Origin of the sequence: Pseudoalteromonas issachenkonii, from assembly GCF_002310795.1 — a bacterium.
GTDB classification, from domain to species: domain Bacteria; phylum Pseudomonadota; class Gammaproteobacteria; order Enterobacterales; family Alteromonadaceae; genus Pseudoalteromonas; species Pseudoalteromonas tetraodonis.
In genome coordinates this window covers 757,144-769,790 of sequence record NZ_CP011030.1, presented here as the reverse complement: position 1 = coordinate 769,790, position 12,647 = coordinate 757,144, and the positions used below count along the sequence as shown (strand labels likewise).

General features: G+C 40.4%; 9 protein-coding genes. 5 read left to right on the top strand and 4 right to left on the bottom strand.

Going from position 1 to position 12,647, the window contains the following annotated elements; translation table 11 throughout:
• The first annotated feature begins 3 nt into the window (after positions 1-3).
• A complete protein-coding gene (locus PISS_RS03555) occupies positions 4-1,056 on the top strand; it encodes an aldo/keto reductase (protein ID WP_058154245.1) in 1,053 nt (350 codons plus the stop codon).
• A 123-nt stretch (positions 1,057-1,179) separates the two neighbouring features.
• Positions 1,180-2,112, top strand: a complete 933-nt coding sequence (locus PISS_RS03550) for a hypothetical protein (protein WP_058154244.1) — start codon at positions 1,180-1,182, stop codon at positions 2,110-2,112.
• Here PISS_RS03550 and PISS_RS03545 read toward each other — a convergent pair.
• From PISS_RS03545 to PISS_RS03535, 3 genes are all read right to left on the bottom strand, one after another.
• Complete coding sequence (locus PISS_RS03545) at positions 2,045-2,665, bottom strand: fumarylacetoacetate hydrolase family protein (protein WP_058154243.1); 621 nt, start codon at positions 2,663-2,665, stop codon at positions 2,045-2,047. The genes PISS_RS03550 and PISS_RS03545 overlap by 68 nt on opposite strands.
• 241 nt (positions 2,666-2,906) lie before the next feature.
• The gene (locus tag PISS_RS03540) at positions 2,907-5,423 is read right to left on the bottom strand and encodes a glycoside hydrolase family 3 protein (protein ID WP_058154242.1); all 2,517 of its coding nucleotides are present in this window, start codon (positions 5,421-5,423) and stop codon (positions 2,907-2,909) included.
• Between the two features lie 16 nt (positions 5,424-5,439).
• The gene (locus tag PISS_RS03535) at positions 5,440-6,705 is read right to left on the bottom strand and encodes a sugar MFS transporter (RefSeq protein WP_058154241.1); all 1,266 of its coding nucleotides are present in this window, start codon (positions 6,703-6,705) and stop codon (positions 5,440-5,442) included.
• A gap of 251 nt (positions 6,706-6,956) precedes the next feature.
• Between PISS_RS03535 and PISS_RS03530 the strand changes: the two genes are divergently transcribed.
• From PISS_RS03530 to PISS_RS03520, 3 genes are read left to right on the top strand one after another with little or no spacing between them, the layout of a single operon-like run.
• A complete protein-coding gene (locus PISS_RS03530; RefSeq protein ID WP_058154240.1) occupies positions 6,957-8,291 on the top strand; it encodes a GH1 family beta-glucosidase in 1,335 nt (444 codons plus the stop codon).
• A gap of 15 nt (positions 8,292-8,306) precedes the next feature.
• Positions 8,307-9,635, top strand: a complete 1,329-nt coding sequence (locus tag PISS_RS03525; RefSeq protein WP_058154239.1) for a glycoside-pentoside-hexuronide (GPH):cation symporter — start codon at positions 8,307-8,309, stop codon at positions 9,633-9,635.
• 11 nt (positions 9,636-9,646) lie between these two features.
• Complete coding sequence (locus PISS_RS03520) at positions 9,647-10,648, top strand: LacI family DNA-binding transcriptional regulator (protein ID WP_028834345.1); 1,002 nt, start codon at positions 9,647-9,649, stop codon at positions 10,646-10,648.
• Between the two features lie 32 nt (positions 10,649-10,680).
• Here the strand turns inward: PISS_RS03520 and PISS_RS03515 are convergent, their stop codons facing one another.
• On the bottom strand, positions 10,681-12,642 hold the full coding sequence (locus PISS_RS03515) for a response regulator (RefSeq protein ID WP_058154238.1): 1,962 nt from the start codon (positions 12,640-12,642) through the stop codon (positions 10,681-10,683).
• Positions 12,643-12,647: the final 5 nt, after the last annotated feature.

Sequence of the window (12,647 nt, the reverse complement as noted above, 5' to 3'; positions counted from 1 at the left end):
GCAATGCAATATAGTCAATTAGGCAGTAGTGGTGTTAGCGTTTCAAGAGTGTGTTTAGGTAGCATGACCTGGGGAGTACAAAACACCCAACATGATGCCGACCAACAGATAGCCTATGCGCTTGAGCAGGGTGTGAACTTTATTGATACAGCAGAAATGTATGCTGTTCCTCCCTCTCCCGATACCTACGGTAAAACAGAAGAAATTATAGGCAATTGGATAGCACGTAATTCACAAAAACGAAAAGACATTGTTATTGCAACTAAAATTGCAGGGAATGGACTTTCTTGGGTACGTGATGGCGGCAATATTACCCGCCAAGCTGTTATTGATGCGGTTGATCATTCTCTAAAACGCCTACAAACCGACTATATTGATTTATACCAGCTACACTGGCCAAATCGCCGTACCCCTCACTTTGCTAGGCAATGGCCTGGTATGCTTAAATTTACCGAGGTAGATGCAAAACAACACACCGCTGATATGCTTGATATTTTAGAGGGGTTAGATGCGTGTGTTAAAGCAGGAAAAATTAAGCATTGTGGGCTTTCTGATGATACGCCTTGGGGAATTAGCCAATTTTTAAATTTATCAAAAGAGCATAACTTGCCAAAAATGGTGTCTATCCAAAACGAGTTTAGCCTAGTACATGCCAAAGATTGGCCTTATTTAATAGAACAATGTGTACATGAAGATATTGCTTATTTACCTTGGTCACCATTGGCCGCAGGGCTATTAACCGGTAAATACCTAAATGGAGCACGCCCTGAAGGCTCCCGCTGGACATTTATGCAGCGTAACGGTATTTTTCGTGATACGCCAGAATCACAACAGGCGACCAAAGAGTATGTTGAACTTGCCCATGCACACGCTATCACCCCAGCTCAATTAGCGCTGGCTTGGTGTAATCAAGTCGATGGAGTGACATCATCTATTATTGGTGCCACTACTATGGCGCAATTAAAGGAAGACATTGATGCGTTTGACCTAACACTGAGCGATGACGTGTTATCAGCGATTGATATCATATTCAGAAAAAACCCAATGCCTTACTAATGAAATCAAGCAAAGGGTAAATGTTATTCAATAATGTTGATTCTTTGCTATTCTTTATGTTTATTTTTTAAGCGCTAAGGTATAATTAAATACAGTCATTTAATAAAGAATTATCAGCTTTTTATGGATACAGCTCGTTATTTCTGCCTGCTATTTTTAATATTCTCGAGTAACAGTATTAGCCAATCTAAAAATCAGCTTACTGAAATTTTATGGCTACAAAGCAACACACCACCTTTTCACTTAGACTCAGGGAATACTCAAATGGGCTTGTGTGATAATTTAACTAAGCAACTAATCAGTAGTATAAAGGATGTAAAACATACTCGATTATTTGTTCCACAAAAACGAATTAATAAATATATCAAAGAAGGCAAAAATGTCTGCTTTCCATGCGTAATCCATAAAAAGAGCACCAACGAAGTCTATACATACTCACGCCCTACCTCTATCTACCCTGAGTTTAGTATTATTACAACTAATCAAAAAGCAGAAACACTTACTAAAGCACATGGTAATCCTATAAATTTAATTAGTTTACTTAGCGATGAACGCTTTACCTATGGACAAGCCGCAGCACGACGTTTTTCACCACACATAAATATGATTATTGAAAACTCTTTGAGCCATCATAACGTGTCCTTGAGCTTAAGTAGTGATAATGAGAGTGGCGTTGTGATCGATAGGTTGAGGCATGGCTTTTTAGACTACTCGGTCGATTATCCTTTTATGGCCAGTTACTTTAACCAGCAACAACACCCTATAAAAATCGTTAGTATACCCATAGCTCAAAATACGCGCTCATTAATCAAAGGAGCTGTAGGCTGTGCGACTAATGCGCCTAATGATTTTGCTAATCAGGCAATTAAGAAAATTAATGCGGCATTAGAAAGTACCATACTAGAATCAGCGGCTCATCAACTAAGCCAGCGACACTGGCTAAGTGAACATATCGATAATTTTGATAAACAATATTATCAACACATAATTAACTTTGACTCACAGACCAATGATGCTCCAATAAACACTGCTGACCAGAATAAAGAGCAACGTTGAACTCTCGTCCAGTACTAACCATCCCTACGCCAGCAGGCGTGCCAGTCATAATAATGTCGCCTTCTTCGAGGCTCATAAACTGACTAACCTCAGCCAATATTTGTGCAGGTTGGTGCAACATAAGTTGGCTATCACCATGTTGAACCGGCTTGCCATCAATATGTAATTCAAATATAAACGATGTCATTTCTGGCGTTAACTCAATAAAATCACTAAATAATGCTGAGCCATCGAATGCTTTAGCACGTTCCCACGGCAAGCCCTTTTCTTTTAAACTGCTTTGCAAAGCTCGCTTAGTCAAATCAAGTCCAATCCCTACGCCCACAAGTTGTTTATTTTTAACCACAAAGCATAATTCAGTTTCATAATGTAGCGTATCACCGTTATGGGAAGAGAGTAAGGTATTAGTGATCGCGCTATTAGGCTTATTAAAAATTACCATTTGCTCAGGGTGTTCGTTGTTTAATTCAGCAATATGCGCACTGTAATTGCGCCCCACACAGACTATTTTTGAAGGCTGTATGCTCTGCGAAGCCAGCTTTATTTGATTCATTCTCTCACCTGTTAATTACATAACGCATTTAATATTTTGGCATACTCTCAAATTATTAACGCAAAAGCGAATGCAGTTTATTATGTTTTTATGATAACTATTGAGCTGAATATAATCAATCACATAGAATGGAATAAAAGTAAGAAGGGACTAATTTGGTAGGTTTTTGTATACGCGGTTTTAAAGCAATAAGCAGGTACATTTAGTACCTGCTTATTGATGTTTGTTAATAGGTTATTGACTACTTACAAGTAACACTACTTTGCTCGACAGCATTTGCTGTAATAGCCAGCTTAGCAATAGATACATGCCAATCACCTTGCGTGCTTAACTGCCAAGGGGTGAACACTTGTGCTAAGTCAACACCTTGCTCTGCAAAACAACTTAAGTTGATGTTTAATGTTTGCCATTGACCTGATTGCTCAAGGTTATCAGTAATATCAAACTTACCCTGACAACTCTCACCACACCCCATACCAACCCATAACGGACTAGCCGCGGCTTTATCTACTTTAATTTGTATTTGCAGCTGACCATTGTTTTCAACGTATGAACGTAAGTCAGATGGAAACGCAGCGGCTAAATTAACGCCAGCCAGTGCTTGGCCATTAAAACGAATAGCGCGTGCATCTTCTTGCACCTCTTTATCAAATGTTTGGATGCTCACCGCACCTAATGACTCGCGACTGCTCGCCACCGTTTTTTGTTGCTCACCACTTTTTAAAACCAGTGACCACGGAGCTTTAATTGCACGCTCAAACAATACTAAATCATCCAGTTTTTCAGCCTGTTGAGTTTGCTCCACCAAGTTATCTTTTAAGACATTACTATCGTTGTAAGTTAAACCAAAACCATAAGGAAGTAATGGGCTGTAAGCTTCGTCGTTACGGTTTTCATTATCAATTGGATTATTAGGCCATGAAAAAGATAGCTTGCCTTTAAAGTCATGATTAATTGAACCGTCTGTATTTTTAAACAAGACATCGCTAATTGCATCGCCTTCACTACCTGGAAGCCAAATAGCAACGAACGCATCACTGGCGTTAAGCTCAGCATTAACCCACATAGGGCGACCGCTTATAAATAATGAAACAACAGGAATTCCCGCATCTTTAAACTTACGTAGTAACGCTAAGTCGCTTTTATTACCGCGCTGGTATTCGAGGTTATCAACATCACCATTACCCTCTGCGTATGGTTGCTCACCAAACACCACAATGGCAACATCAGGGCGTGCAGTATATTCCCCTTCAACGCTCAGCGCTGCACTGCCACCAGCTTGCTCTACAGTATCTTTAATACCTGCATAAATAGAGCTGCCACCAGGAAAATCACTGTTTTTATTACCTGTACCTTGCCACGTAACGCTCCAACCACCCGACTGCATACCTATGTTATCAGCCCCTATGCCTGCGACTAATACGTTGATTTTACGTGATAATGGCAGTAACTGCTGCTTATTTTTAAGTAATACTAAAGACTCGCGTACAGCCTGTTTAGCCACTGCACGGTGATCGCTACTACCAATAATTTCAGTTTTTCCAGACAGGGGGCGCTTCGCAGGGCTTGGTTTATCAAATAACCCTGCACGCATTTTAACGCGTAAAATACGCGTTACTGCATCATTAATTCTACTGAGTGGGATTTCACCGCTATTAGCTTGGTTAACCAAGTTGCTAAATAATGGTTTCCACTCATCCGGTGCCATGTATACGTCTAAGCCCGCATTAGCCGCTTGAGCACAGTTACTATTAGAACAGCCTTTAACCTGCCCGTGGCCATTCCAGTCACCGACAACAAAGCCATCAAAACCCATTTTATCTTTAAGCACATCGGTCAGTAAATATTTACTGCCGTGAATTTTTTCACCATGCCAGCTATTAAACGAGGCCATTACCGTTTGTGCACCTGCACCCAAACCACCAACATAACCTTGAGCATGAAGCGCAAATAATTCTTCTTCAGAGGCGATATTATTACCTTGATCATCGCCATTCACAGTACCGCCATCACCTAAAAAATGCTTAACCGTACTAACTACCCGCGTATCTGACAAAAAGTCTTCATCAACAGCGCCTTGTAAGCCTTTAACAATTGAGGCTGAATACGCTTTTACTATTTCAGGGTCTTCAGAGTAGCCCTCGTAAGTGCGACCCCAACGATCATCTCGCACTACGGCAACCGTAGGTGCAAATACCCAGTCAATACCGGTAACCATAACTTCACGCGCCGTTGCTGCGGCAATTTTTTCAATAAGTTCAGGGTTGTTCGCCGCCCCTAAACCAATATTATGCGGAAATAAAGTCGCACCAATCACATTGTTGTGTCCATGTACCGCATCAGTGCCCCACATTGTAGGGATCGTGCTGCCATCGAGGGAATCATCAATAGACGCTTGATACATCTTTTCAGCTAAATCAACCCAGTCTTCGGGGGTTGCATGTTTATTGTTATTTGGAAACGAGCCACCGCCATTTAAATAGGAGCCAAAGCCATATTTACGCATATCTTCAACCGTAATGTGACGAATTTCAGGTTGGATCATTTGCGCTATTTTTTGCTCTAGTGTCATGGTCTTTAGCATATCTGCGATTTTTTGCTCCATTTGAGCATCGCTTTTAATACCGGTTTCTATTGTTGGCCAAATTTCTTTTTGACTTGTCGCATCGCTAGCACTGTTAGAGGGTTGCGAACAACCGCTGCTGGTTATTGCTGCTAGCATCAGTGCAGTGACTGAAAAAGTTCGTTTAATAATCATAGCATTCACCTAAAACTTAAAGACGAGTTGACGTTGTTTTTTTTGCACCAAACAGCGCGAAGTAAGTAATATATAAATAGCAGCCAATAGGCAGTATAAGCGCTAACTGCACACCGATATTGTCAGCCAGCATACCTTGTAGTAATGGAATAATAGCTCCACCTACAATCGCTAAGCATAAAATACCCGACCCCTGTGAGGTGTATTTACCCAAGCCTTGAAGCGCTAAACTAAAAATAGTAGGGAACATAATAGAGTTACACAGACCAACCAATAAAATAGCCCACATAGCGAGTGACCCTTGACCTGTCATTGCAATTAACACTAACACACCGGCCAAAATACCATGACAAGCTAACACCTTGGCTGCATTTAATTTTTGCATAATCGCAGCGCCAGCAAATCGCCCTATCATTGCACCTGCAAAATAATAGCTAATATAATGTGCAGCTTGTTGCTCAGGTAAACCTGCAATATGGTCAAGGGTTAAAAAGCCAACTAAAAAGCTACCAATCGCAACTTCAGCACCTACATAAACAAAAATACCAATAGCGCCCAAAATAAGATGGCGATATTTCCAAACACTGCCTAAGTCAACAAACTCAGTGTCACCTTGATTTTCAGCTTCACTATCAATCGCTTTACCGAGTTTAGGTAACTTCAAAAAAGCAAAAATAATAGCCAGTGTTAGTAAACTTGCACTGAGCATTAAGTAAGGGAACTTAACTTCTTCGGCTGTAGCTTGACTAATTTCAGACAAAATCAACCAACTACCAAATAATGGCGCAACCGTTGTTCCTAAAGAGTTAAAAGCTTGGGTCATGGTTAAACGCGAAGACGCTGTTTTTGCAGGCCCTAATACGCTTACATAAGGGTTAGCAGAGACTTGTAAAATAGTGATCCCTGAAGCAAGCACAAATAAAGCAAGTAAAAATAGTTCGTAAACATGTGCCTCTGCAGCGGGGTAAAATAATGCACACCCTATCGAAGCAACAACCAAACCAATAACAATACCAAATTGGTAACCTATTTTACTAACGAGTTTTCCTGCAGGAATTGACATAACAAAGTAGGCACCAAAAAAACAAAATTGTACCAACATTGCTTGGGTGTAATTAAGGGAGAACATTCCCTTTAAATACGGAATTAAAATATCGTTCAGGCAGGTAAGAAAACCCCACATAAAAAACAAGGTCGTAAGCGATGTTAACGCAAAGGTGTGTGTAGACCCTGGTTTTTGGCTGTTTTCTGCTGCCGGTAGTGGCTGTGTGATATGTGCCATAGTATAATCTCTAATTATTTATAATTATCAGATTGTTACCTCTATTTAATTGCGTTTAGTAAAACTTAAAAAGCAGATAATAGTTGCAACACCAAATGTAAGCGCTTACATTTATAGCATACAGAGAAAATTTATCAATTTATTTACAAATAATATTGTAAGCGCTTACATTGCTGTATTATACAATTTCTATTGCTTAGCTAATTACGGTAAAGCGCATTATTATTGCAAGCTTAAGGACGTATCTCATTGTGTTTAAAACAATTTCTTTGCCAGGCACGTCAGCCCTTTTAAAATCGCCGTTTATTTTTGGTGTTGCCACGGCCTCTTTTCAAATAGAGGGAAGCCACAACACGCGCCTACCATGTATTTGGGATACTTTTTGTAGCAAACCAAACACCATTGCAGATAACAGTAACGGCAATCACGCCTGTGAGCATGTAAAATATTGGCAACAAGACGTTCAAATGATTGCCGATTTAGCCGTTGATGCCTATCGACTTTCTATTTCTTGGCCCCGCGTTTTACACCAAGATGGAAGTTTAAACATTCAGGGCATGGCGTTCTATAAGTCATTACTACAAGCTCTTAAAGCACGCAATATTAAAACTTATGTCACTTTATATCACTGGGATTTGCCACAACATTTAGAAGACAACGGTGGTTGGCTAAATCGCGATACCGCGTATCAATTTGCTCATTACGCTCATATAGTAACTCAGCAACTAGAGGGCTTAGTGGATTCTTATGCGACCTTAAACGAACCGTTTTGTAGTGCCTACCTAGGCTATGAAATAGGGGTACATGCACCAGGCATAAAAAGTCAAAAAGCAGGACGCCAAGCGGCGCACCACTTATTACTCGCCCATGGACTTGCGATGCAAGTGATACGCAAAAACTGCCCTAAGATAGAGGCCGGTATTGTGCTTAATTTTAGCCCTGCCTATCCATTTACTCCTGACGATGAACGCGCTGCTAAATTAGCTGATGACTATCATAACCAATGGTATATTCAAGCAGTGCTGGAAGGCCGCTACCCTGAAGTGATTAAGGAGCTTGCAAATGATGCAAAACCTGATGTTGCAAATGGCGACATGGCAATTATTAGCCAAAAAATCGATTTTTTAGGGGTTAATTACTATACTCGTATCCATTACAAAAATACGCCAGATCATTGGTTTAGCGAAGCTCCTTTAGAAAATATTGCCACCACTGATATGGGCTGGGAAATATACCCACAGGGATTGTGTGAACTCCTACTTGCATTAAATGATCGTTACACGCTACCCAAAGTATATATAACTGAGAACGGTGCAGCGATGGCCGATGTATTAATAGATGGAAAAGTAGATGACATACATCGTATCAATTACTACCATACACACCTTAATGCCGTTCATAATGCCGTTGAGCAAGGCGTTAATGTGCAAGGCTACTTTGCATGGAGTTTAATGGATAATTTTGAATGGGCCTATGGCTATGAAAAACGCTTTGGGCTAGTCTATGTTGATTACCAAACTCAACAACGCACCTTAAAACAAAGCGCAATTGCGTATCGTGATTTTCTTAAACAGCGCCAAAAATAATAATGAGTGGCTTTTATGCTGAGTAAAAAAGAAAAAATAGCTTATGGCCTAGGTGACACGGCAAGTAATATTATTTTTCAAACCGTAATGCTATTTTTAACCTTTTTTTACACCGACATTTTTGGTATTTCGCCTGCTGTTGTTGGTACCCTTTTTTTAGTCGTCAGAGTCATTGATGCAGTTACAGACCCAATAATGGGCGCCCTGACCGATGCCACTCATACAAAATACGGTAGCTACCGACCGTACCTACTTTGGCTTGCCATCCCCTTTGCTGTTATAAGCGTGATTACCTTTACTACCCCCGCGATGGATGACGGCAACAAAATTATTTACGCGTTCGTTACCTACACCTTGCTAATGTTGGTTTATACCGCAATTAACATTCCTTATTCGGCACTTGGCGGCGTACTCAGTAGCAATCCTAACGAACGGGTTTCTATTCAATCATATCGATTTGTGTTTGGCATGCTGGGGGGGTTATTGGTTACGAGCTGCACTTTACCTTTAGTAAAGTGGTTTGGGGAGGGTAATAACGAGTTGGGCTATCAACTCACCATGCTGGTTATGAGTTGCCTTGGTGTAGTGTTATTTCTAATTTGTTTTCGTTACACCAAAGAGCGGGTGATCAATCCACCACATAAATTATCTTTAAAAACACAACTTCACGTTTTATGGCAAAATCAGCCGTTTAAAATATTGTGTATGGCAGCACTGATATTATTGACCAGTATGGTGCTGCGCACGACATTAGCTATTTACTATGTAAAGTATGTTCTTGGAAAAGAAGATTTAATCACCGAATTTGTGACTTTAGGTATGGTCGGTAATATTATAGGCTGTGCGTGTGCGCAACCTTTAAGTAAACGCTTAGATAAAAAAACGGCTTATATTTATCTGCAATATATTTCTGCCATATTGAGCTGTTTTGCTTTTTTTGTCCCTAATGAGCAAGTTTTACTCGCCTTTTTAATGTATTTTTTATGGTGCTTTTTCACTCAAATGGCGACACCTTTATTGTGGGCAAAAATGGCAGATGCTATTGACTACGGAGTTTGGCAAAATGGTCAACGACTCACAGGTATGGTTTATGCAAGCGTGGTATTTTTTATCAAATTGGGGCTCGCATTAGGCGGCGCTATAGCGGGTTGGTTACTTGCGTATTATCAGTATCAAGCCAATGTAGAATTAAGCGAAGCAACTAAAAGCGGTATTTTAACCTCATTTACACTCTACCCTGCTATTGGCAGTATACTTGTGGCTTTAATAATGACTAAATACAACTTAGATAACAAAACCATAAAAAAAATCACCGCCGATTTAACACAAAAAAGTAATTTGTAACAAGGAATAGTATGGCCACCATTTATGAGGTGTCAAAGCTTGCAGGGGTATCACTTGCCACTGTTTCAAGAGTAATGAACAACAATGCAAACGTAAGTGATGCAACCAGAAAAAAAGTGACTTTAGCGATGGAAGAATTAGGCTACCGCCCAAATTCTATTGCGCAATCACTGGCCTCTAATTGCTCTAATAGTGCTGGCTTATTGGTTTCTGAGTTAAAAGGTCCTTTTTATGGCCCTATGATGAGCGGCATAGAAAACACCCTCAGAAAACAAGGTAAACACGTTATTATTACCGCAGGGCACAGTGACGCAGAGCGAGAACAACAAGGCATAGAGTTTTTAATTAGCCGTAATTGCGATGCACTTATTTTGCATGTTGAAGCGGTTAGCGATGAATATTTAATAAAGCTGAGCAAAGGTAAAACACCATTTGTTTTACTCAATCGCCATATTCCTGAGCTCGCCGATCGCTGTATTATTCTTGATAATATTAAAGGGGGCTATTTAGCGACTAAATACATTCTTGAGTCTGGTCACAAAAACATTGCTTACATTAGCGGTCCTTTATGGAAAAAAGACGCTCAAGAGCGTTTAAACGGACATAAACAAGCACTTGCTGAACACGACATTGAGTTTGATGAAAACAGTTTGTATGAAGGTGACTTTATAGAGGACAGCGGCTACGAAGGATTTACTGCTCTTTATAAAAAAAATCCCGCCATTACCGCCTTAGTGTGCGCCAATGACGAAATGGCAACGGGTGCAATGGTCAGTGCCAGAGAGCATGGCATTGAACTACCCGCACAACTTTCAATAATAGGCTACGATAACGTGTTCTTTACCCGCCATGTATACCCCCCTTTAAGCACTATTAATTACCCAATAGATGAAATGGGAAAAGTAGCTGCACAGTGGGTACTGAGCCATGTATATCAAAAAAGCGTACAGCCTATTCAAACTTTATTTCAGCCCGAATTAGTCATACGCCAATCAGTCGTTAATATTACCTAGCTAATTATTATATAAATTGGCAAATAGTGGCGTTAAACAAGTTTACTTAATAACGCCAAGTTTATTGGTTTAAGCAAAACTTGCTCTATTTCTAGCTGCCTAATGTGTACGGCATCAGGCTCCATTCCACTAATAATAACTCGTTGAATATCAGGATAGTGTTCTTTAATAAAGCCAGCAAGCTCTAAACCTGAACCATCGGGTAAATGCATATCGAGTAATACTTTGTCGTAATTACTGTTATGCTCAAGCGTCGCCTTACAGTCTTTGACACTTGTTGCTATATCCGTGTCTACATCCAAACTTTCTAATAATAACTGAGTAATTTGTCCAGCATCAGCATCGTCTTCCACTAATAAAAAACGCTTTATATTAGTATTATGTTTTGGCGTTGGCTGTATCGATGAAACACGTTGTGTTTTTTTCCCCAGCACTGACTCTAAGCATTGGTACAGTAAGTTTGAATCCACAGGTTTGGCAATCATATCGTCAAACCCTAGCGCGGTTAGTTCGTTATGAATACCTTTCATGGTGGCCGCGGTTAAAGCAATAATCGCCCCTTTAAATCCTAACTTTCTAAGTTCAATGGCTGCTTCTTTTCCGCCCATCACCGGCATATGAATATCTAAAAATATAATATCGTAAGCGGCGCTCCCCTCTACGAGTTGCTTTTTAACCTTATCAAGCGCTTGTTTGCCATTATCAGCATAATCTACATCTGCACCCGCTGAGCCAATTAAATGGCCAACTAACACGCGTAAATCGCGTAAGTCATCCACCACCAACACTTTGCCACTTACTTCGCATGGCGCTACTTTTTGCTGCATGTTGGGGGTTAAATCAAGTTTTAATAAATTGCGCTCTACCTGTCTGATATCACCAGGGTATAAGGAAATGGTAAACGTTGAGCCCTCACCTACATAAGAATCTAATGAAATAGTACCCTGCATTCGACTAAGTAGCTCAGAACAAATAGCTAATCCCAAGCCCGCACCACCTACTGAGCGCGACTCTACATCGGCAATTTGCTCAAAAGGCTTAAAGATGAGTGCTTGTTTTTCTGGAGCAATACCCAAGCCTGAATCTTTAATGCTAAAAAAGAGCATTTCACGTTCAGCCACCGTCTCTGTCCATGCGTTAACGATAATTTCGCCTTGCTCGGTAAATTTTATCGCATTATTTATCAGGTTAATGAGAATTTGTCGTACCCGAGTAGCGTCTACACGAATAACTAATGGCAAAGGCTCCAGTGATTCAAATTTTAATGATAAGCCTTTATCAAGGGCTGATACACGCATTAACGTAAACACGTCGGCCATTAGGCTATCAAGATTAACATCCCCCAAGCTTAGCTCAAGCTTATCGACTGCAATTTTAGATAAATCTAAAACATCATTCAGTAAGCTCAATAAGTGTTTGCCATTACGATAAATAACGCCCAACTCATTTTCAGCTTGCTTGCTAAAATCACTGAGCATAAGTAGTTCGGTATAGCCTAAAATAGACGACAAGGGAGTTCGCAGTTCGTGGCTTAAATGCGCTAAAAAGCGGTCTTTTGAACGGTTTTCAGCCTCCGCTTTTAAACGCTCCACCCGCTCATCTTCTACATCGCGGCGTGCTAGAGCATAACGAATAGAACGGGCAAACCGGCTACCACTCATTTCACTTTTAACTAAGTAATCAACCGCACCAGCATCAAGCGCAGCCGAATCTAGCGCATCGTTAGATTGCCCCGTTAACATGATAATAGGCCCACAAAAGCCATTCTTAATCGCTTGCTTTAAAACACTTAAGCCATCTGAGGCACCTAAGCGATAGTCAAGCAGGCAAATATCATGCTCATTTTTACTTAGTACATGTATTGCCTGCTCAGGAGAGCTTATCCAGTCTATGTCAAACACATGGGAACTGAGCTGCTCTAAATAGTCACGAGTTAAAATATAATCATCTTCATCGTCTTCAACTAATAGCAGTTTCGTTGCCTTTGCTAACATAGCGT

Coding starts and splice junctions, on each gene's coding strand:
- PISS_RS03555 (WP_058154245.1), top strand. CDS start 4: ATGCAATATAGTCAATTAGGCAGTAGTGGTGTTAGCGTTTCAAGAGTG.
- PISS_RS03550 (WP_058154244.1), top strand. CDS start 1,180: ATGGATACAGCTCGTTATTTCTGCCTGCTATTTTTAATATTCTCGAGT.
- PISS_RS03545 (WP_058154243.1), bottom strand. CDS start 2,665: ATGAATCAAATAAAGCTGGCTTCGCAGAGCATACAGCCTTCAAAAATA.
- PISS_RS03540 (WP_058154242.1), bottom strand. CDS start 5,423: ATGATTATTAAACGAACTTTTTCAGTCACTGCACTGATGCTAGCAGCA.
- PISS_RS03535 (WP_058154241.1), bottom strand. CDS start 6,705: ATGGCACATATCACACAGCCACTACCGGCAGCAGAAAACAGCCAAAAA.
- PISS_RS03525 (WP_058154239.1), top strand. CDS start 8,307: ATGCTGAGTAAAAAAGAAAAAATAGCTTATGGCCTAGGTGACACGGCA.
- PISS_RS03520 (WP_028834345.1), top strand. CDS start 9,647: ATGGCCACCATTTATGAGGTGTCAAAGCTTGCAGGGGTATCACTTGCC.
- PISS_RS03515 (WP_058154238.1), bottom strand. CDS start 12,642: ATGTTAGCAAAGGCAACGAAACTGCTATTAGTTGAAGACGATGAAGAT.